Raw genomic sequence first — 20951 nt, forward strand, 5'->3', positions numbered from 1 at the left:
CGTCACGTCCTTTACCCTAATAGTTTGTGGATCCGCTGGAGGCCGGCCACCAGGCGGTCCACCTCTTCCGTGGTATTGTACATGGCCAGCGACGCCCGACACATGGCCGGTACCTGATAGCGGGCCATCAACGGCATGGCGCAGTGGTGCCCGGTCCGCACGGCGATCCCGTAGTTATCGAGGAAGCTGCCGACGTCATAGGCGTGATGCTGGCCGAGGTTAAAGGCAATCACCCCTTTGCGCTGCGCCGGACCGTAGAGGATCAGGTCCGGCACCGCGCGCAGGGCCTCCAGCGCGTAGCGCATGAGCGTCTGCTCGTATTCGGCGATCTGCGTCAGTCCCAGTTGGCTGACGTAGCTCAGCGCGGCGCCGAGGCCAATGATCCCGCCGGTATTCGGCGTGCCGGCCTCAAAGCGCCACGGCGCCTGGTTCCAGGTGGTGCCCTCCGTCAGGCTGACGGTGGCGATCATCGACCCGCCCCCTTCCCAAGGCGCCATGGTCTGCAGCAGCTCGGCCCGGGCGTAGAGCACGCCGATCCCGGTCGGACCATACAATTTGTGGGCGGAGAAGACATAAAAATCACAACCCAGCGCCTGAACGTCCACCGGGTGGTGCATCACCGCCTGAGCGCCGTCCACCAGTACCTTCGCGCCATGCTGATGCGCAAGGGCAATCAGCGCCGACAGCGGGTTTTCGGTGCCCAGCACGTTGGAGACTTCGGTGATCGCCAGCAAGCGGGTACGCTGGTCAAACAGCCCGGGAACCACGTCCAGCTGCAGGGTGCCGTCCGGGTTGAGGGGAATCACCCGCAGCTCAGCCCCCACCCTGGCGCAGAGCATCTGCCACGGTACGATGTTGGCGTGGTGCTCCATCTCGCTGATGATGATGTTATCCCCAGCGCCGACGTTGGCATTTCCCCAGCTGTTGGCCACCAGGTTGATGCCCTCGGTGGTGCCGCGCACGAATACCAGCTCCTCCGCCGATCCGGCGTTAAGGAAAGTGGCCGCCTGCTGGCGCACCGCTTCCATCCGCGCGGTGGCTTCCGCGCTGAGGGTATGGATCCCACGATGCACCGCCGCGTAGCCGTGACGATAGAATTCCGCTTCGGCGCCGATCACCGCCTCCGGTTTCTGGGCGCTGGCGGCGCTGTCAAGATAGACCAGCGGCTGGCCGTTGACCTCCCGGCTCAGCACCGGAAAATCGGCGCGAACCCGTTCTACTGAAAATGTCATGCTGTGCCTCCCGGCAAACGCTCTCCAATTCGCGCCAGCACCTGCTCTCTGAGCGCGTCGCTGCGGATAGCTTCGGTAAGCTCGGCGGCGAAGGCGTAGAGGATCATCTGCTGCGCCGCCTGATGTTCAATTCCGCGCGAGCGCAGATAGAACAGCTGTTCTTCGTCTATGCGCCCGACCGTCGCCCCGTGGCTGCATTTCACGTCATCGGCGTAAATCTCCAGCTGCGGTTTGGTGTCGACTTCCGCCAGCCGCCCGAGCAGCAGATTGTTGTTGGTCATCTGCCCGTCGGTTTTCAGCGCGTGCGGCGCGACGTTGATCAGCCCGTTAAACACCGCCCGGCCCTTATCGCTGACGATGGTTTTGTGCAGCTGGCGGCTGGTGCAGTACCCCACCTGGTGATCCAGCCAGGTGCGGCTGTCGCAGACCTCATTTTTTACCGGCATCGCCAGCGAATTAAGGCGTAGGTCGCTATTTTCGCCGCCCAGACGCGTGCTGGTGTGGTGACGCAGCACCTGGCCGCCGAGCAGGAAACTGCTGCTGAAGGCCGAGGCGTCGCGGCCCAGCTGCAGGTCGTTATGGGCGAAGTGGTAGCTATGCGCGTTCTCGAACGCCAGCTTGATGTGCTGCAGGCGTGCGTTGTCCGCCACCGTCATGGTCAGCCGCCCGCCGGTGAAGTGCGGTTGCTCATCGAAACTGAGGTAATGCTCGACAATCGTCGCCTCCGCCCCGCTCTCCAGCGTCAGATGGTGACGATAGTGGGCGGTATTCAGCGCATCGCCGGCCAGGCCGCGGGTGATATGCATCAGCAGCAGCGGCTTATCCAGGCGACGGTTGCGCGGCACGCGAAGGCGGGTCACCGACTGCGCCAGGCTTTCGGTCAGATGGAGAAACACTTCCGGCTGCAGGGCATCCGGCAGATGCTGGCGCTGGTTATCAACGCTAAGCTCCACGCCGCTGGCGGCGAGATCGTCGCTCAGCTCAGGATGATAGCGGCCGTCGATAAACACCAGACGCCAGGCGTCCAGCGGCAGCGCCAGCGCGTCACGCTGTTCGGCGCTGAGCGACGCCCCCTCCTCGGCGACGAAGCGGCCGTTAAGTAGCGCGTCCAGCGGGGTGTATTTCCAGTCCTCCTGCTTGCGCGTCGGCAGCCCCAGGCGCAACAGCTGCTGCAGATGCTGGCTGGCCTCCGGCGTACGCTGGTCGCCCTGCGCTTCAAACAGATGGTGCCACTGCTGCAGCGCGTTACTGCTGTTCGGTAAGCCAGCCATAGCCCTGCTCCTCCAGCTGTTTGACGAGGGTGAAATCCCCCGACTTCACAATCCGCCCCTGATAGAGCACATGGACATAGTCCGGCTTGATATAGTCAAGGATGCGCTGATAGTGGGTGACGATGATGAAGGCGCGTTTGCCGTCGCGCAGCGCGTTCACGCCCTGGGAGACGATTTTCAGAGCATCGATGTCCAGCCCGGAATCCGATTCATCGAGAATGCACAGCTCCGGCTCAAGCACCGCCATCTGCAGAATGTCGTTGCGCTTTTTCTCGCCGCCGGAGAAACCCACGTTCACCGAACGGGTCAGCAGATCTTCCGGCATCTGCAGCAGCTTAATTTTCTCTTCCATCAGGTCCTGGAAATCGAAGCGATCCAGCGGCTCCTGGCCGCGATAGCTGCGTACGGCATTTAGCGCAGTCTGCAGGAAGAACTGGTTGCTGACGCCGGGGATCTCCACCGGATACTGGAAGGCCATAAAGATGCCTTCCCCGGCGCGATCTTCCGGGGCGAGCTCCAGCAGGTTTTTGCCCTTAAATTCGACGCTGCCGCCGGTGACCTCGTAATCTTCGCGCCCGGCCAGGGTGGCCGAAAGCGTACTTTTCCCCGAGCCGTTTGGCCCCATTATGGCGTGGACCTCCCCCGGACGCACCTCAAGGTTCAACCCGCGCAGGATCGCTTTATCTTCGACGGCGACATGTAAATCTTGAATACTTAACATCTTTTTTCCTTAATTATCAGCCGACGCTATGCTCAAGGCTAATGGCCAGCAATTTTTGCGCCTCTACGGCGAACTCCAGCGGCAGTTCGGAGAAGACGTCTTTACAGAAGCCGTTGACGATCATCGAGATGGCATCGTCTTCGCTGATCCCGCGCTGCAGGCAGTAGAACAGCTGGTCCTCACCGATCCGCGAGGTGGTCGCTTCGTGTTCCAGCTGAGCGCTGTTGTTGCGGCATTCGACATAGGGGAAGGTATGCGCCCCACAGTCCGGGCCGATCAGCATTGAATCGCACTGGGTATAGTTGCGGGCATTGGTGGCGGTCGGCATGATTTTGACCAGCCCGCGATAGCTATTCTGGCTGTGTCCGGCGGAGATCCCTTTCGAGATGATGGTCGAGCGGGTGTTCTTGCCGATATGGATCATTTTCGTGCCGGTGTCCGCCTGCTGATGGCCGCTGGTCAGCGCCACCGAAAAGAATTCGCCGATCGAGTTATCGCCGCGCAGGATGCAGCTGGGGTATTTCCAGGTGATGGCCGAGCCGGTTTCCGACTGGGTCCATGACATTTTGCTGTTCTCCCCTTCGCACAGAGCGCGCTTGGTGACAAAGTTGAGGATCCCTCCGGTGTTGTTGTCCCCCGGGAACCAGTTCTGCACCGTGGAGTATTTCACTTCCGCGTCTTTATGGATGATGACCTCCACCACCGCGGCGTGCAGTTGATAGCTGTCGCGCACTGGCGCCGAGCAGCCCTCGATGTAGCTGACATAGCTGCCTTCATCGGCCACCAGAATGGTGCGTTCAAACTGGCCGGTCTTTTCGGCGTTGATGCGGAAATAGGTCGATAGCTCCATCGGACAGCGGACGCCCTTCGGCACATAGATAAAGGTGCCATCCGAAGCCACCGCGGCGTTCAGCGCGGCAAAGAAGTTGTCATTGCCCGGCACCACGGTCCCCAGATACTTTTTCACCAGTTCCGGATGGTCGTGGATCGCCTCGCCGAAAGAGCAGAAGATGATCCCCTGCTCCGCCAGCTTTTCACGGTAGGTGGTCGCCACCGACACCGAGTCGAATATCGCGTCCACCGCCACCTCGCGCCCTTCGCGCACCGGTACGCCCAGCTGGTTAAAGGCTTCTTCCACCTCGCTGGTCAGAAAGGTGTTGGCCCCGGTCTGCTGCACCGCGCCGGGCTCGGAGGCGCAGGTCTCATCGCAGTTGCCGCAGGAGGGGGCGGAATAGTAGCTGTAATCCTGATAATTCAGCTTATCGTAATGCGCCTTCAGCCAGTGCGGCTCTTCCATCTCCAGCCACGCCCGGTAGGCATTGAGCCGGAACTCCAGCATCCACTGCGGCTCATTGCGGCGGGCGGAGATTGCGCGAACCACTTCTTCATTAATGCCTTTGGCCAGCTCATCGGTCTGCAGGCGAGTGAAAAAGCCCTCTTTATAATTGAGCGGGCCGCCGGTCCAGGTTTTGACATCGTCTGTTGCTTCAGTATTACGCGACATAGTTACTCCGCCTGCACCCCAAAACTTTCGCCGCAGCCGCATTCGTGCTGCGCTTTCGGGTTATGAAATTTAAAGATTTCATTTAATCCTTCCCGGACGTAATCCAGCTCCGTACCGTCAATGAACGGCATCGCCTGCAGCGGCGCGTACAGCTTCGCCCCTTCAGATTCAAAGAGCAGATCGTCGGGCGCCGGCTCGGCAATCATTTCGAGCACATAGCCAAAACCGGCGCAGCCGCTGGTTTTAATACCCAGCCGTAGCCCCTTTTTATCCGGTTGCTTGCGCATCAGATCGCGAATATGCGCGGCAGCGGCCGGCGTCATGGTCAGTCCCTGCCAGCTGAAATCGGCGGGATTAAAGGTTCCTGCTTGTACTTCCATCGATAGACCTCCAGGTTGGCGCCATCAAGGCATACCGCCATGTTAGTGATAATGATTATCACTTCAACCCTTCTCCAGCAGGGGTATTGCCCCAATTAGCGCTTTTTATAAGCATAGACCCTTGCCCGGGGATTATCAGGGTGCGCAAGTTGAACCTAATCATATGATTTATAATATTTAATTCTGATATCGTTCTATCACCGCACGCAATGGCAAAGATGTATCGAAAATACCGATTTATGCGATAGCAGCAGACCACCTTCCTGATTAACCTTGTCGTAGAAACCAAAAAAGTGACGGCGTCACTGAGCAGCCATGCGCGCTGAACAGGCGCTGGCCTGCGGAATGAGAAAGCGTAAACAGAAAGCGTCAAGGCGCAACGCTTTCGGCAGGGGCGGTCGCGGCCTGGCGGGGGACGTGGCCGCGATCGGGGGGAGATAAACCGCGATAAAGCGGGTAGCCAGGAAGGCTATCGGTTGGCTAAGTTCCTTTTCTCACCAGGCGGGCGGCCTGGACAAAAACTTCATCCTCCACCCCATCCCCCTTCTGTCTGCCCAGCCGCACCAGCTCATCCACGATACTCCCCTGATTAATCTGCTTTTGGGTCGCCACTAAGCTAATGACCGCCGCGCCGATAGCCATGCCAATCAATGCCGTTTGTTCATCTTTATCTTTCATGGTGTCGCTCCGTCTGTCCTCCTCAGAAAGGCTAGCAAAAGATAGCATCTGCTCAATTTCAAAATCACCTTCTTTACACCTCCCGGAAAACGCAGGCGCCGAGCTGACCACGCTTCCTTGCTATGGCGATAGCGCAAAACGCTGTCGCACCACATCGGGTCTTTTATTTGGCCCGAATTCACGCTTTGCGGAAATAAATAAAAATAACGCGCGTGCCCAAGGCAAAAAAAAGAAATAACCATTTAAGCGACAAATCCAGTTTATTCCGTTAGGGAATGGCTTGGATGCTAATATTTCATTTCCCCACCGCCTTTTAGAAGCCTATAGTTTTTTTGCCTGCAGAACATCCACTTAGGTTAAAAGACATAAGGATATAATCATGATTGTTTCAGCCCCCAGCGATTATCGCGAAGCCGCTCGTCGCCGTCTGCCACGTTTCCTTTTTGACTATATTGACGGTGGCGCGGTGGCGGAAAATACCATGAACGCTAATGCCGCCGAGCTCGCCTCGGTAGCCCTTCGCCAGCGCGTGCTGTGCGGAGCGGGTGAGCCGACGCTGGCCACCACCATCCTTGATGCCCCATGGGCGATGCCCGTGGCGCTGGGGCCGGTCGGGGCCACCGGAATGTACGCCCGCCGCGGCGAAGTCCAGGCGGCCCGCGCCGCCTCCCACGCCGGGATCCCTTACACTCTGTCCACCGTGTCGGTCTGCTCCATTGAGGAGGTGGCGAGCCACGCCAGCGGCGCGCTCTGGTCCCAGCTGTACGTACTGAAAGATCGCGGCTATATGCGTAATGCCCTGGAACGCGCCTGGGCTGCCGGCATGAAAACCCTGGTATTCACTGTCGATATGCCGATCCCCGGCTCACGGTATCGCGATAACCGTTCAGGGATGTCCGGGCCGCACGCCACCTTGCGACAGTATCTTCAGGCCTGCACCCACCCGCGCTGGGCAATGAACGTCGGCCTGGCGGGCAGACCCCTGTCGTTCGGTAACATCGAAGCCTATACCGGCCACAAAATGACCATGGATGACTATATGGGGTTCATCAGCAACAACTTCGACCCGTCCATCGCCTGGCACGATCTGGAGTGGATCCGCGACAGCTGGCCAGGAAAGCTGATCATCAAAGGGATCCTCGATGCCGACGATGCGCGCAATGCCGTGCGGCTGGGCGCCGATGGCATTGTGGTCTCCAATCACGGCGGCAGACAGCTCGATGGCGCCATCCCCACCGCCCGGGCGCTGCCGCGGGTGGCGGATGCGGTCGGCGACGATCTGACGGTCCTTGCCGACTCCGGAGTGCGCTCCGGCGTGGACGTTATTCGCCTGCTGGCTCTCGGCGCGAAGGGAGTCCTGCTTGGTCGGGCCTATATTTATGCCCTCGCCGCCGCAGGCGAAGCGGGGGTGGCACACCTGCTGCGCTTATTTGCCGAGGATATGAAGGTCACCATGACCCTCACCGGCGCCACCTCGCCCTCCGCCATCAGCCTCGATTGCCTCGACCGGCTGGAAAAAGATCAACAGCGCAGCCGTGCGGTCCCGGTATCCTTATCTGCCTGACGCAGCCCGGGGCCGGGCCTGACCGCGTGTCCTGGCCCGGTCCGGCAAGGGGGAATTACCCCTGAGGGTCCAGCGCCGGACGTTGCGCTGCGTCAGCCGGTCGCTCGGGGCAGATGCGGAACCAGATCGCATACATGGCCGGCAGGAAGATAAGGGTCATGATGGTTCCCCCCAGCGTCCCGCCAATCAGCGTATAGGCGAGCGTCCCCCAGAAAACCGAATGCGTCAGCGGAATGAACGCCAGGATCGCCGCCAGCGCGGTCAGCAGAACCGGACGGGCTCGCTGCACCGTCGCCTCCACCACCGCGTGGAACGGATCGAGCCCCGCCTGCTGGTTATGGTGGATTTGACCAATCAGGATCAGCGTATTTCGCATCAGGATCCCTGACAGGGCGATCAGGCCCACTAGGGCATTGATGCCAAACGGCTGATTGAACAACAGCAGCGTCGGCACCACGCCAATCAGCCCCAGCGGCGCGGTCAGGAAAACCATGACCATCGCCGACAGGGAACGTACCTGCAGGATAATGATCAGCAGCGTGAGGGCGATCATGATCGGAAATAACGGTACCATTGCCCGGGTGGCTTTGCCTGACTCCTCGATCGACCCCGCCGTCTCGATGCGATACCCCGGCGGCAGGGAGTCGATAATGGGCTGCAGCGGCTTCATCAGCGCGCTGGAGACATCCGGCGGCTGCAGGTTATCTGCGACATCTCCCCGGACGGTAATGGTCGGCGTGCGGTCGCGACGACGGAGCAGGGGTTCTTCCATCCTGACGTCGACTTCACCGATCTGCGACAAAGGAACCCGCTGCCCGCCGCTGCCTACGAGAGTGAAGTCGGCGATTTTCGCCGGGTCCAGACGGATATCGCCCGCCGCGCGGCCGATGACCTGCACCGCGCGAATATCCTCCCGGACGGTGGTGATGGGGATCCCTGACAGCAGGAACTGCAGCTGCTGGGCGACGGCCTGGGAGCTGAGCCCACTCGCCTGCAGCCGGTCCTGATTGAGGCTGAAATGCATCACCGGTACCCGCGACCCCCAGTCGCTATTGACGGTGCGCATCAGCGGACTGGCCTGCAGCACGGCTTTCACCCGATCGGCGATGTCGCGCAGGGTGTGCGGATCGGGCCCCATCACCCGCCAGGCGACTGGATAAGGCGAATAAGGGCCAAAGACCAACTGCGTGACGCGCACCCGCGCCTGCGGCGCAAGGCCATTGGCCACCGCCTCCCGCAGCCGCAGCTTAAGCGCCTCGCGCGAGGCCGGACCGTCGGTCAATACCACCAGCTTGGCAAATGAGGGATCGGGCAATTCCGGAGCCATCGCCAGGTAAAAGCGCGGCGCGCCCTGGCCGATATAGCTGGTGACAATCTTCGCCTCCGGCTGCTGCTGCAGCCAGCGCTCAATATTCGCCGTCGCGGCGCTGGTCTGAATAATCGACGACCCGTAAGGCATCTGCACCTCAACCAGCACCTCCGGGCGATCGGAGGTGGGGAAAAACTGCTTTTTCACCACGCTCATTCCCAGTAACGCCACCATAAACAGCACCACCACCCCGGCGGCCACGCGCCATTTGCCGGCGATAACCCGGGTCAGCAGCCGGCGGAAGCGCTGATAGCGCGGGGTGTCATACAGCGCGGCGTGGCCTGCCGCCGCGGACTTCCTCTCCGGTAACAGGTGTACGCCCAGCCAGGGGGTAAAAATCACCGCCACGATCCAGGAGGCAATCAGCGCGATACCGACGATCCAGAACACGTTGCTGGCATACTCCCCGGCGGTGGATTGCGCAAACCCGTTGGGCATAAAACCCACGGCCGTCACCAGGGTGCCGGCCAGCATGGGCGCCGCGGTGTGGCTCCAGGCATAGGCGGAGGCTTTGAGGCGGTCATACCCCTCCTCCATTTTGACCACCATCATTTCAATGGCGATAATGGCATCATCCACCAGCAGCCCCAGGGCGAGGATCAGCGAGCCGAGGGTGATGCGGTCGAAGTTTTTACCGGTGGCGGCCATCACCACAAACACCACGGCCAGGGTGAGCGGCACCGCCGCCGCGACCACCACACCCACGCGCCAGCCCATGCTGACAAAGCACACCGCCATCACCACCAACAGAGCGACAAAAAATTTGATCATGAACTCATCGACCGCCGCGCTGATATTCACCGACTGATCGGTCACTTTGGCCAACGACATGCCGAGCGGCAGGCTCTGATTGATGCTGTCCGTTTCGGCGTCCAGCGCTTTCCCCAGCGCCAGACCATTCCAGCCCTCGCGCATCACCACCCCCAGCAGCAGCGCCGGTTCCCCCTGATTGCGGATCAGGAAGGTAGCAGGATCTTCATACCCCCGCTCAACCGTGGCGACATCGGCGAGTTTCAGCGTTCTGCCCCCGGCAATAATCGGCGTGTCGCGGATCTGCTGCAGGCGGTCGAACGCCCCGTCGAGGCGGATAAAGATCTGCCCGCCACGGGTCTCAATGGCCCCGGCGGCGGTCAGCACATTCTGATTGTTCAGCGCGGCAAAAATCGCCTCCGGCGAGAGCCCCAGGGTAGCGAGACGGTCATGAGAAAAGGAGAGATAAATGCGCTCCGCCTGTTCGCCGAGAATATTCACTTTTTTCACCCCAGGTACATGCAGCAGCTGCTGGCGCAGGGCTTCAGCGTCACGCACCAGCTGCCGCGGCGGCTCTCCCCGCGCTTTCAGGGCAAAGAGGGCAAAGGTGACATCGGCGAATTCGTCATTCATCATCGGGCCGGAGACGCCGGCAGGCAGGTTATTCGCCTCATCCCCGAGCTTTTTGCGCGCCTGATAAAACTGCTCCGGCACCTCGGAAGGCGGCGTCTGATCCTGCAGCGATAAGGTGATTAACGCCATCCCGGGACGGGTATAGGTCTCGGTGCGATCGTACCACTTCAGCTCCTGGAGCCGTTTTTCCAGCGGCTCGGCGACCTGATCCTGCATCTCCTGCGCGGTGGCACCCGGCCAGACGGTGATGACCGTCATTTGCTTGACCGTGAAGGGCGGATCTTCCGCCCGCCCGAGCCCGAAGAAGGCCACCAGACCGGCGACCGAGATAAGGATAATTAAAAACAGGGTTACCGACCGCTCGCGGACGGCCAGCGCGGAGAGATTAAAACGCCCGCCGCTCATGGCTGACTCCCGTCGGCATCATGCTCGCGTCGTTCCGCCAGCCGCACCGTCTCGCCCTGGTGCAGAAGATGGGCGCCCAGGGCGACGATGGGCTCCCCGGGCTTCAGCGGGCCGGTCACCCGCGCCGTTTCATCATTCAGGCCGATCACCGTCACCGGTTGCCAGGAGACGGTGGCCGGGCGCGATGCAATGCGCCAGACGCCAGGGCCGTTGCCCGGATCGTAGACCGACGCCAGGGGCACCTCCAGCACCTCGCCTGGCCCCTGGTCGCTGCTGATACGCAGGGTCACGGTTGACCCCAGCGGCGCATTCGCCAGCGCGCCGTTCAGCACATAGCGCGCTTCAAAGGTGCGGGTGGCGGCGTCAGCCGCGTCCGAAAGCAGCCGCAGGGTCGCGGTGACCGGCTGAGATTCGCTGCCATAGCGTGTCGCCAGCGCCTCGCTGCCGACCGCTGGGCGCAGCGTCTCCGGAAGCTGCACCCGCGCTTCGCGCTGCCCTGCCCGCGCCAGGCGGATCACCACCTGCCCGGCGCTGACCACCTGTCCCGGCTCGGCGAGCGTTTCCACCACCACGCCGTCGGCATCCGCCAGCAGTCCGGCATAGTTGGTGGCGTTTTGCGCCACGTTTGCCTGCGCCTGGGCCGCGCTGAGGTCGGCTCTCGCCGCCTCTGCCGTCGCGTTGATCTGGTCGAACTCCGCCGCCGAGACGGCGCCGCTGGCCACCAGGCCGCGATAGCGGGCCAGATCGTTGGCCGCCTTTTTGGCTCGCGCCCGCGCGGCGTCGACCGCCCGCTGTTGGGACTGCGCCTGCAAGGTTAGATCAGCCGGATCCAGGCGCAGCAGCAGTTGACCGCGCCGGACGCTCTGCCCGGTCTCCACCAGCCGGGCAAGGATTTTTCCCGATACCCGGAAGCCGAGATCGCTTTGGGTACGAGCGACCACCACGCCGGTAAAGGCCCGCGAGCTGGCCTCCGCGCGCTCGACGGTCGCCACCCGCACCAGCGGCGGCCGGGTGCGGGGATCGTCATGATCGGCAGGTTCGCCGCAGCCCGTGAGGGCCAGCGGCAGGAGGCAGACGGCAAGATGGACGGCGTTGGGCCTGAGCATGGGTCACCTTAATGAAAAGACCGGTTGGTGACTGCATTCTCAGACTAGTGACCAATAAAGTCAATGGTCACAAATCAGGGGGAGAGACTTCTCAGGATCAGGGAGGCAAGCAGCACCGCCGCGGTGGGCGCGGTGTCGAGATTGTATTGCAGCTGCACCGGGTTGATGAAAGGACACATCACCATATAGACCGCCAGGGTCGCCTCATCCAGCGGGGTTTTGCGCTCGAACTCACCCGCCTGGCGGCCTTCGACCAGGATTTGACCAATCAGCTGCTGCAGATGACCGGCATACTGCTCCGTTGAGGGCCATTTATCGCGCGCCGCGACGGCGGCGATATCGTACAGTTTGCGATCCTCGAAAAACAGTTCACTGCCGGCCTCGGTCAGCGCCCGGAACAGGCGGCGCAGCTTCTCGCTGGCGGAGGGTGCATCGGCGATGGCCTCGCTGACGGCCACCATGATCTTCTCCAGCCGGCTGGCGCAGATTGCCTCGCCAATCGCCTGCTTGGAGTCAAAAAACTTGTAGATATAGGCTTTGGAAAAGCCTATTGCTTTGGCGAGATCGGTGACCGTGGTCTTTTCATAGCCATAGCGACTGAAGTGCGCCATGGCCGCGTCAAGAATCTGGTCCCGAACGCTGTGGTCAACGGGGCCACGGCTTGCTGGGGTGGGGGTAATTTTCGTCATCCGTTTAGCTTAATGCGATCGCTATCGTTTGACAACGAGTGACGTTATCATGATTTGGTCACAATAACGCCCCACCCTGCTCACCTCTCTCGCCGCGTTATGCCTCACGCGCCTCATGGTTAATCGCGCCGGCGGGCAGACAGCCCAGGCCTTGCAGCGTCAGATGCACGGCACGATCGAGTGGGGTATGCGGCTCCGCGCCTAAAAAAGCCACCAGCTTATCGTTGCGCAGGCGTACCGGTAGACGCCAGAGATAGTGCATCTCGACCATTTCGCGCAGGGTGGCGTTGAAGGGCGCCGCCAGCTTCACCAGCCACCAGGGAAAGGACTTCACTACCGCCCTGCCGCCATAGCGGGCGACCACCCGCTGGATCGCCTGGCTCATTTCGCTGCCGTCCGGGTCCCAGTGGCCCTGCATATGAAAGCGGGCAAACGGCTCAAGCTCATGCCTGCGGGCCAGCAGCGCGGCGATGGTGGCGGCAACGTCGGGCAGCCAGGCCCACTGATGCCCCACGCCGATCGCCCCTGGTAGGCTGATAGTCCGGGGAAGCTGACCTGGCTTGACCAGCCCCTGGGAAAACCAGTTATTTCCGGCGCGCGGACCAAAATAATCGCCCGCCCGGACAATCAACGCCCTGCCGCCGCGCTGTACGTAATCCTCCAGCGCCTGCTCCATTTCCACCCGGATGGCGCCTTTGCGGGTCACCGGCCGTTGCGCGGCCGCTTCGTCAATCAGCGGAAAGGCATCCGGTCCATAGTTGTAGACCGTGCCGGGCAGGACAACTAACGCCCGCTGCTGGGCGGCGGCCTGCAGGGTGTTGCGCAGCATAGGTAATACCTGCTGCCGCCAGTGCCGGTAGCCCGGCGGATTGACCGCATGGACGATCACGTCGCAACCGGCAGCCGCCGCCGCCACCTGCCCGGCATCCAGCGCGTCCCCGACAATCCATTGCATGCCCTCTTCGGGCGCACGAAGCTGAACGCCGCGCTTCAGCGCCCGAACCTGCCAGTTGTCCGCCGCCAGCCGACGCGCCACTTCCCCGCCTATGCCCCCGCTTGCTCCCAAAATCAGGACTTTGCCGCTGCTGTTCATCGTCTTTCCCCGTTCGCTAATGGATGCTTGACAGCCTACCTGCGGCTCATATCAAATGAAATTGCATACCATCATCGAGCGGCTATACATTTTTGTATGAATACCTCTATTCCCTGGGAGTGGTACCGAACCTTTCTCGCCGTCCTGCAGGAAGGCTCTTTATCGGGCGCATCGCGCACCCTGAACATCACTCAGCCGACGGCGGGTCGCCATATCGCCGGCCTGGAGGCCGCCCTCGGCCAGGCCTTATTTACCCGCTCGCAAACCGGCCTGCTGGCGACCGACGCGGCGCTGGCGCTGCAGGCGCACGCTGAGACAATGGCCAACACCGCCCGGGCGCTGGAACGCACGGCGGCTAACTTTAGTCGCGACAGCACCGATCTGCGTGGCGTGGTGCGGGTGGCCGCCAGCGAGGTGGTCGGCGCTGAGGTGCTGCCGCCGCTGATTGCCCGGCTCAGGCAAGCGTGCCCGAGTATCGTCATCGAATTAATGCTCTCCAATCGGTTTCAGGATCTGCTTCACCGGGAGGCGGACATCGCAGTGCGGATGGTCGCTCCGCAGCAGGAGCAGCTTATCGCGCGGCGTCTCGGCAGGATCGAGCTTGGGCTGCATGCTACCGATGCCTATCTGACCCGCCAGGGTCGGCCCGCTACGCCTGAGGAGCTTGACGGCCACGCGCTGATTGGTTTCGACAGCGCCACGCCCCTCGTTCGCCGGGCTCTTGAGCGCTATCCCCGTTTTCAGCGCGAGGCCTTCGCGATGCGCACCGATAGCGACCTCGCCCAGCTGAACCTGATCCGCGCCGGGGCAGGGATCGGCATCTGCCAGGTGCCCCTCGCCGACGGCATTATTCCCCTGCAGCGAGTGCTGGCGGCCGACTTTTCTCTGTATCTCGATACCTGGCTGGTGATGCATGAGGACCTGCGCCATAGCCCCGCCTGTAAGCGGGTATTTAATTTCCTCGCCGAGGGGTTGCAGACGTATATTCGCGGCCCTCTGGCGCGCTGACCCACCCGCCTCGCGGGTAATCCCTTCCCTGCTGAAATAGTCACTCATTGACACTGTAAATACGGCATTGTATAAAACCCCGCCCCAATAATGAGTTTCATTTGCATTCCTCCCATTTACTGGTCATTTACTCGCCTGTTTACAAGGATAGCGTTTAATGAAGAAGGTCCTCTGCGCGTTAGGCTTGATGTTCACCGCCGTCAGTTCCGGGCTGGCAACAACCTACCCCCTGACGATTGAAAACTGTGGCTATCAGGAGACATTTACCCGGCCGCCGGAGCGCGTGGTCGCGCTGGGGCAAAATACGGTCGAAATCCTGCTGCTGCTTGGGCTGCAAAAGCAGGTGGTGGCCAGCGCCTTCTGGCCGACTACGGTATTACCGCAGCTGGCTGAGCAAAACGCGAAGATTAAAACCCTGACGGTGGAAATCCCGAGTCTGGAATCCGTGCTGGCGCAAAATCCCGATTTCGTTCCCGCCCAGTTGCCGCTGCTGCTGGGGCCGGAAAGCAAAGTCGCCAGGCGTGAAGATCTTGCCACCGTTGGCGTGAACAGCTACGTGTCGCCGGGGATGTGCGCCACCAAAAAGGCTACCGGCGATATGTACGGCAGCCGGCAGAAGCTGTGGGACATGACCTGGCTGTATCAGGAAATTAGCGATTTCGCCCGCATTTTCAACGTCGAAGATCGTGGCCAGGCGCTGATCGCCGATTTCAAAAAACGTGAAGCCGACCTGCGTCAGGAGTTCGGTAAAAGCAAAAAAGATCTCTCCTTCGTCTTCTGGTTCTCCAGCGCCTCGCCATCGGCCGATGCCTATGTCGGCGGTAAAAACAGCGCCTCCGGCTTTATCGCCAACGTGCTGGGCGGTCATAATGCGATAACCTCCGAGACCGAGTGGCCCACGGTGAGCTGGGAGAGCATCATTGCCGCCAACCCGGATGTGATCGTGGTCTCGAGCCTGGATCGTAACCGCTGGGCGCTGGATAAGGCCGAGGAGAAGATTAAATTCCTCAAAAGCGATCCCGCCGTCAGCCAGCTGGAGGCGGTGAAAAAAGGCCATATCGTGGTGATGGACGGCCAGGCGATGAATCCGACCATCCGCACCCTTTACGGCGCGGAGCAGGTGGGCGAACAGCTGAGAAAAATGGGGCTTAACTGATGAGCGCCGCCGTACTGCAGACGCGCCGCAGCATGCTGCTCACCGGCTGGTGTGTCGTCGCCGTGTGCGTGCTGGCGCTGGTGATTGCGGTGGGCGTCAGCGTCGGCGAACTGCCCATCCCGCTGCAGAACGTCTTTTACGCTATCAGCAATAAAACCGGCTTAACCGCGGTGCCTCTCAATCGTATCTCCGAGAGCGTTATCTGGGATTTCCGCCTCAGCCGCGCGCTGGTCGCCGCCTGCTGCGGCGCCGGCCTCGCTATCTGCGGCGCCGTGCTGCAAAGCCTGCTCAAGAACGCCCTCGCGGAACCTTACGTCCTCGGCGTCTCCGCCGGGGCCTCCACCGGCGCGGTATCGATTGTGGTGCTGGGCCTTGGCGCCGGGGCGATCTCCCTCTCCGTCGGGGCGTTTGCCGGAGCCTTCGCCGCCTTCGCCTTTGTTGCCTTTCTGACCAACGGCGCGCGCGGCGGCAATGAACGCACCATCCTGGCGGGCGTCGCCGCCTCGCAGTTATTTAACGCCCTCACGGCCTACACCATCAGCACCTCCGCCAGCGCGCAGCAGGCGCGCGATGTGATGTTCTGGCTGCTGGGCAGCTTCAGCGGCGTCCGCTGGCCCGAATTCCAGCTGGTTCTGGTGGTGGTCCTCGCGGGCCTGGCGGTCTGCCTGTGGTATGCCCGGGCGCTGGACGCGTTCACCTTCGGCGACGATGCCGCCGCTTCGCTGGGCATTGCCGTGCCGCGCGTGCGCCTGATCCTCTTCACCACCGCGGCGGTGATCACTGCCACCATCGTCAGCATGGCCGGCTCGATCGGCTTTGTCGGCCTGGTGGTGCCGCACGTGATACGCTTCTTCTTTGGCCCGCTGCACCGGACGTTGCTGATCGCCAGCGCGCTGGCGGGGGCGATCCTGATGGTGCTGGCGGACATTGCCTCGCGCCTGCTGATTGCCCCGCAGAGTCTGCCGGTCGGAGTGGTGACCGCCCTGGTTGGGGTGCCTTTCTTTGCCGTGATTATCTACCGCTCAAGGAATAAGTGATGAGTATTTGCGCTGAAAATATCACCTGGAAGGCAGGCAAAAAGGTCATCGTCAATAATGTCTCGCTGCGGGTGTCGCGCGGCGAAACGGTGGGTCTGCTGGGCCCCAACGGCTGCGGCAAATCCTCGCTGCTGCGGGTTCTGGCGGGCCTGCGCCGCCCGGATGCGGGTCGCGTCACCCTCGACGGCCACGACATCGCCCGGATGGCGAAAAAGCAGCTCGCCCGCCGGGTGGCGTTCGTCGAGCAACACGGCATGACCGAGGCCAATATGCGGGTGCGCGACGTCGTGCGGCTGGGACGTATTCCGCACCACTCGCCGTTCTCCAACTGGAGCGCTCAGGATGACGAGGCGGTCACCGCCGCGCTGCAGCGGGTGGCGATGCTGGAGAAAAGCGACCAGGGGTGGCTGAGCCTCTCCGGCGGCGAGCGGCAGCGGGTGCATATCGCCCGCGCACTGGCGCAGAACCCGAGTGAGATCCTGCTGGATGAACCTACCAACCATCTGGATATTCACCATCAGATGCAGCTGATGCAGTTGATCAGCGAGCTGCCGGTGACCAGCATTGTGGCCATTCACGATCTTAACCATGCCGCGATGTTCTGCGATTCGCTGATCGTGATGCAGCAGGGGCAGATCCTCGCCAACGGGACGCCGGAGGAGATTTTGTCCGAAGCGCTGCTGTGGGACGTTTTCCGGGTGAAAACCAAAATCGAGATCTCCCCGTACCACGGTAAAAAGCACATTCATTTCATCGTTTAGGTTGGGCGAGTATGCCTCTCTTCCCCCTGCGCCCTGCGGCGACCCTCTGGCCTCCCGTTTTACTGGGAAGCCAGTTCGTTTTTAATATTGGCTTTTATGCGGTCGTCCCTTTCCTTGCCCTCTTCCTGCGCGACGAGATGCTGCTTTCCGGCGGGCTTATCGGCCTGATCCTCGGGCTGCGCACCTTCTCTCAGCAGGGTATGTTTATCATCGGCGGGACGCTGGCCGACCGCTACGGCGCTAAGGCGATCATCCTCGCCGGCTGCGTGGTTCGCGTCGCCGGCTATCTGCTGCTGGCGTGCGGCACAACGCTGGAGCCGATTATCCTCGGCGCCTGCCTGACGGGCGTCGGCGGGGCGCTGTTCTCCCCGTCGATCGAGGCCCTGCTGGCGCGGACCGGTACCCACAGCCAGGCCAACGGAAAACGCAGCCGCGCCGAGTGGTTTGCGCTGTTTGCGGTGTGCGGTGAGCTGGGGGCGGTTATCGGCCCGGTGGCCGGGGGGCTGCTGAGCGGGATCGGCTTTCGGCATATCGCCCTCGCCGGTGCGGGGCTATTTCTTCTGGCGCTGCTGGTGCTCTTTTTCTGTCTGCCCGCCGACGGGCAGCGGACACAAACGCGCAGCCGGGTTCCGTGGTGGACCCCTTTGCGCCAGCCGCGCTTTGTCGCGTTTATTCTCGCCTACAGTTCATGGCTGTTGAGCTACAACCAGCTGTACCTCGCCCTGCCGGTGGAGATCCAACGCGCAGGCGGCCGTGAGCAGGATCTGGCGCCGCTTTTTATGCTGGCCTCGCTGTTGATTATCACCCTGCAGCTTCCCCTCGCCCGCTTCGCACGACGTATTGGCGCCGTGCGCATTCTGCCGGTGGGCTTTCTGCTGCTGTCGGCTTCCTTCGTCAGCGTGGCGTTATTCGCCGCCTCGCCGCCCGCCGCCGGCTGGCTGCGATTATTGCCGTCGGCCTGCTTTGTCACACTGCTCACCCTCGGCCAGATGCTGCTGGTGCCCTCAGCCAAGGATCTGATCCCGCTGTTTGCCGAGGAGTCGACGCTGGGCGCCCACTACGGGGCGCTCGCCACTGCGGGTGGGTGCGCGGTGTTAGCCGGGAATTTGCTGCTCGGCCATTTGCTTGACCAGGCGCTCACCCCCTCGCCGCAGGCGGTCTATCCCTGGCTTCTGCTGGCGCTGTTTCCGTTGTGCAGTGCCGTGGCCCTGCGGGCGATCTGCCGCCCGCTGGCGGCAACCTGACGCTGAGCGGGTAACGGCCCGCTCAGGAGGTTAACCGGGAGAAGCGCACGAAAGCCAGTCCGCCTTATTTTACCGCCAGCTTGCGGCGAACGATCTCGGCACCGGCGCTTAAGGCGTGCAGTTTGCCGGTCGCGACCTGGCGCGGCAGCGGCGCCATACCGCAGTTGGTGGAGGGGTAGAGCTTGTCGGCATCGACGAACGCCAGCGCCTTGCGCAGGGTAGCAGCCACCTCTTCCGGAGTTTCAATCGCATGGCTGGCGACATCGATCGCCCCGACCATCACCTTTTTACCGCGGATCAACTCCAGCAGATCCATCGGCACCCGCGAGTTGTGGCACTCGAGAGAGATAATATCGAGGGACGATTTCTGCAGCTGCGGGAAGGCCTCCTCATACTGACGCCACTCTGAGCCCAGCGTTTTTTTCCAGTCGGTATTGGCCTTGATGCCGTAGCCGTAGCAGATATGCACTGCCGTCTCGCACTTCAGCCCTTCAGTGGCTCGTTCCAGCGCGGCGATCCCCCAGTCGTTCACCTCATCGAAGAAGACGTTGAAGGCCGGCTCATCGAACTGAATAATATCGACCCCGGCGGCCTCTAACTCTTTCGCTTCCTGATTGAGGATTTTGGCGAACTCCCAGGCCAGCTTTTCCCGGCTTTTATAGTGGTTGTCATACAGTGTGTCGATCATGGTCATTGGGCCCGGCAGCGCCCATTTTATCGGCTGACTGGTGAGCTGACGCAGATAGCGCGCGTCCTCAACGAAGACCGGTTTCTGGCGCTCTACGGCGCCCACCACGGTTGGAACACTGGCCTCATAGCGGTTACGAATTTTCACGATCTCGCGTTTGGCAAAATCAACGCCGCTGAGGTGTTCAATAAAGGTGGTGACAAAGTGCTGCCGCGTTTGCTCGCCGTCGCTGACAATATCGATCCCGGCCCGCAGCTGGTCGTCGAGGGACAAACGCAGGGCGTCGCGCTTGCCGGCCAGTAATTCTTCGCTGGACAGTTTCCAGGGCGACCACAAGGTCTCTGGCTGCGCCAGCCAGGAAGGTTTCGGTAAACTGCCAGCGGTGGAGGTCGGAAGCCATGTTTTCATAATAAGTAGCCTTTTATATTGGTTTAGCAACGCGCGAAGTTAGCAGACCATTGCTCAAGCAACGTCTTGTGCGGGTCGATAAAATGTTGTTGTGTAAATTTACCCTGCTCTATCGCCAACAGGCTGCGCTCTTCCCGGTCATACACAATTTTGGTGACAGAATGATCCAGGTGATTGAGATTGGGCTGATAGTATTGCCCCGCCGCGGAATTCGCGTTGTAAATCTCCGGGCGATATATTTTTTGAAACGTCTCCATCGTGCTGATGGTCGCGATCAGCTCCAGGCTGGTGTAATCGCTGAGCAGATCGCCGGAAAAATAGAAGGCCAACGGCGCGACGCTGTGTTTCGGCATAAAATAGCGCACCTGCAGCCCCATTTTGCTGAAATAGCGCTCGGTCAGCGAGACGCCTTCCTGGGCATATTCAATACCGAGAACCGGATGTTCGTTACCGGTGCGACGATAAACATCTTTGCTGGATACGCTCAGACAAATCACCGGCGCCTTGCTGAAACTGGTCTTATAGGCGCTGGATTGCACGAAATCCTTAAAGATATTGCCGTGCAGCTCGCCAAAGTTTTCGGGCACGCTGAAGCGGCTCTGGTCTTTATTATGCTCCAGCAGCAGCACGCTAAAATCATAATCCCGTACCCAGGAAGAGAAGTTATTGCCGACGATACCGGCATGGCGCTCACCGGTTTTTTTATCGACAATATGCGTTTGCAGGATCTCTATCACCGGAAAACTGGCGGCATCAGCAATATTCATCTCGACAGAAATAATATCCAGTTCCACCGCATAGCGATCGTTGTAGGGATTATCCCAGTGCGCCAGGGTATTAAACCGGTTATTCATCATGTTTAACGTATTGCGCAGATTGTCCTGACGGCTCTCCCCTCTCGCCAAATTGGCAAAATTGGTGGTAATACGCGTATTTTCCGCAGGGTTATAATTTTCATCAAACCGGCTGCGCTTAATCGTATAGGTAAATTCGTTATTCATGGCGATTGTCCATCCTGGTGTCGGGCATAAAGCGGAATAAGCGGAGTACTCTCCACTGGCGACGCAGAGTCAGACCTGGCGCGCTTCAACCGGTAAATGTTGTTGATTCGTTAATGGGTCTATTTTTGCCAGAGTCGGTGATGGAGGGAAAGCGACTTAAATTCATTGCAACATGAGCTATCCTCATGTTGCTCCGCTAAGCGCAAGGTGCGGTTCGGGGTATCATCATGACGCCATGGTCAGGCGCGGCAGT

At 61.0% G+C, this 20951-nt stretch carries 18 protein-coding genes and 1 pseudogene; 7 read left to right on the forward strand and 12 right to left on the reverse strand.

Going from position 1 to position 20951, the window contains the following annotated elements:
• Positions 1-11: 11 nt before the first annotated feature.
• From sufS to ABLU73_RS18580, 6 genes are all read right to left on the reverse strand, one after another.
• Complete coding sequence (sufS, locus tag ABLU73_RS18555; RefSeq protein ID WP_032456245.1) at positions 12-1232, reverse strand: cysteine desulfurase SufS; 1221 nt, start codon at positions 1230-1232, stop codon at positions 12-14.
• A complete protein-coding gene (gene sufD, locus ABLU73_RS18560) occupies positions 1229-2503 on the reverse strand; it encodes a Fe-S cluster assembly protein SufD (RefSeq protein WP_135730034.1) in 1275 nt (424 codons plus the stop codon). Before sufD ends, sufS begins: the two co-directional genes overlap by 4 nt.
• The gene (sufC, locus tag ABLU73_RS18565) at positions 2478-3224 is read right to left on the reverse strand and encodes a Fe-S cluster assembly ATPase SufC (RefSeq protein WP_004203085.1); all 747 of its coding nucleotides are present in this window, start codon (positions 3222-3224) and stop codon (positions 2478-2480) included. The genes sufD and sufC overlap by 26 nt, the downstream gene beginning before the upstream one ends.
• A gap of 16 nt (positions 3225-3240) precedes the next feature.
• The gene (gene sufB, locus ABLU73_RS18570; protein WP_002908877.1) at positions 3241-4728 is read right to left on the reverse strand and encodes a Fe-S cluster assembly protein SufB; all 1488 of its coding nucleotides are present in this window, start codon (positions 4726-4728) and stop codon (positions 3241-3243) included.
• A gap of 2 nt (positions 4729-4730) precedes the next feature.
• Positions 4731-5108, reverse strand: a complete 378-nt coding sequence (sufA, locus tag ABLU73_RS18575) for a Fe-S cluster assembly scaffold SufA (RefSeq protein ID WP_004203089.1) — start codon at positions 5106-5108, stop codon at positions 4731-4733.
• 480 nt (positions 5109-5588) lie between these two features.
• The gene (locus ABLU73_RS18580) at positions 5589-5786 is read right to left on the reverse strand and encodes a hypothetical protein (protein WP_004203090.1); all 198 of its coding nucleotides are present in this window, start codon (positions 5784-5786) and stop codon (positions 5589-5591) included.
• Between ABLU73_RS18580 and ABLU73_RS18585 the strand changes: the two are divergent.
• Positions 5785-5877, forward strand: a pseudogene (locus ABLU73_RS18585) (hypothetical protein); the annotation flags it as partial. The gene ABLU73_RS18580 and the pseudogene ABLU73_RS18585 sit on opposite strands and share 2 nt — an antisense overlap.
• A gap of 288 nt (positions 5878-6165) precedes the next feature.
• Positions 6166-7350, forward strand: coding sequence for an FMN-dependent L-lactate dehydrogenase LldD (lldD, locus tag ABLU73_RS18590; RefSeq protein ID WP_264924677.1), 1185 nt, complete (start codon positions 6166-6168; stop codon positions 7348-7350).
• Between the two features lie 55 nt (positions 7351-7405).
• Here the strand turns inward: lldD and ABLU73_RS18595 are convergent, their stop codons facing one another.
• The 4 genes from ABLU73_RS18595 to ABLU73_RS18610 form a co-directional block, all read right to left on the reverse strand.
• Positions 7406-10507, reverse strand: coding sequence for an efflux RND transporter permease subunit (locus ABLU73_RS18595; RefSeq protein ID WP_264924675.1), 3102 nt, complete (start codon positions 10505-10507; stop codon positions 7406-7408).
• Complete coding sequence (locus tag ABLU73_RS18600; protein ID WP_065696953.1) at positions 10504-11613, reverse strand: efflux RND transporter periplasmic adaptor subunit; 1110 nt, start codon at positions 11611-11613, stop codon at positions 10504-10506. The genes ABLU73_RS18595 and ABLU73_RS18600 overlap by 4 nt, the downstream gene beginning before the upstream one ends.
• Positions 11614-11687: 74 nt before the next feature.
• Positions 11688-12302 carry a TetR/AcrR family transcriptional regulator gene (locus ABLU73_RS18605; RefSeq protein ID WP_017900853.1) on the reverse strand — a complete coding sequence of 205 codons (615 nt, stop codon included), beginning with the start codon at positions 12300-12302 and terminating at the stop codon, positions 11688-11690.
• Between the two features lie 97 nt (positions 12303-12399).
• Entirely contained in the window at positions 12400-13395 is a 996-nt protein-coding gene (locus ABLU73_RS18610; protein WP_152651046.1) for an NAD-dependent epimerase/dehydratase family protein, read from the reverse strand.
• 96 nt (positions 13396-13491) lie between these two features.
• Between ABLU73_RS18610 and ABLU73_RS18615 the strand changes: the two genes are divergently transcribed.
• The 5 genes from ABLU73_RS18615 to ABLU73_RS18635 all read left to right on the forward strand — a co-directional run bounded on the left by ABLU73_RS18615 (position 13492) and on the right by ABLU73_RS18635 (position 18601).
• Positions 13492-14403, forward strand: coding sequence for a LysR family transcriptional regulator (locus tag ABLU73_RS18615; RefSeq protein ID WP_043519806.1), 912 nt, complete (start codon positions 13492-13494; stop codon positions 14401-14403).
• Between the two features lie 157 nt (positions 14404-14560).
• The gene (locus tag ABLU73_RS18620; RefSeq protein WP_004203100.1) at positions 14561-15559 is read left to right on the forward strand and encodes an ABC transporter substrate-binding protein; all 999 of its coding nucleotides are present in this window, start codon (positions 14561-14563) and stop codon (positions 15557-15559) included.
• Positions 15559-16596, forward strand: a complete 1038-nt coding sequence (locus ABLU73_RS18625) for an iron chelate uptake ABC transporter family permease subunit (protein ID WP_200927935.1) — start codon at positions 15559-15561, stop codon at positions 16594-16596. Before ABLU73_RS18620 ends, ABLU73_RS18625 begins: the two co-directional genes overlap by 1 nt.
• Positions 16596-17357 carry an ABC transporter ATP-binding protein gene (locus ABLU73_RS18630; RefSeq protein WP_004203103.1) on the forward strand — a complete coding sequence of 254 codons (762 nt, stop codon included), beginning with the start codon at positions 16596-16598 and terminating at the stop codon, positions 17355-17357. Before ABLU73_RS18625 ends, ABLU73_RS18630 begins: the two co-directional genes overlap by 1 nt.
• Positions 17358-17368: 11 nt before the next feature.
• Complete coding sequence (locus tag ABLU73_RS18635) at positions 17369-18601, forward strand: MFS transporter (RefSeq protein WP_064189425.1); 1233 nt, start codon at positions 17369-17371, stop codon at positions 18599-18601.
• A 64-nt stretch (positions 18602-18665) separates the two neighbouring features.
• On the opposite strand, the gene ABLU73_RS18640 is transcribed toward ABLU73_RS18635, so the two are convergent.
• Together ABLU73_RS18640 and ABLU73_RS18645 are read right to left on the reverse strand one after the other, a co-directional pair.
• Positions 18666-19697: a methionine synthase gene (locus ABLU73_RS18640; RefSeq protein WP_348850345.1), complete on the reverse strand. Its 1032-nt coding sequence runs from the start codon at positions 19695-19697 to the stop codon at positions 18666-18668.
• A gap of 23 nt (positions 19698-19720) precedes the next feature.
• Positions 19721-20698: a DUF1852 domain-containing protein gene (locus ABLU73_RS18645; RefSeq protein WP_049116523.1), complete on the reverse strand. Its 978-nt coding sequence runs from the start codon at positions 20696-20698 to the stop codon at positions 19721-19723.
• Positions 20699-20951 lie beyond the last annotated feature (253 nt).

The organism is Klebsiella sp. GG_Kp175 (genome assembly GCF_040062325.1).
Taxonomy (GTDB): domain Bacteria; phylum Pseudomonadota; class Gammaproteobacteria; order Enterobacterales; family Enterobacteriaceae; genus Klebsiella; species Klebsiella quasipneumoniae.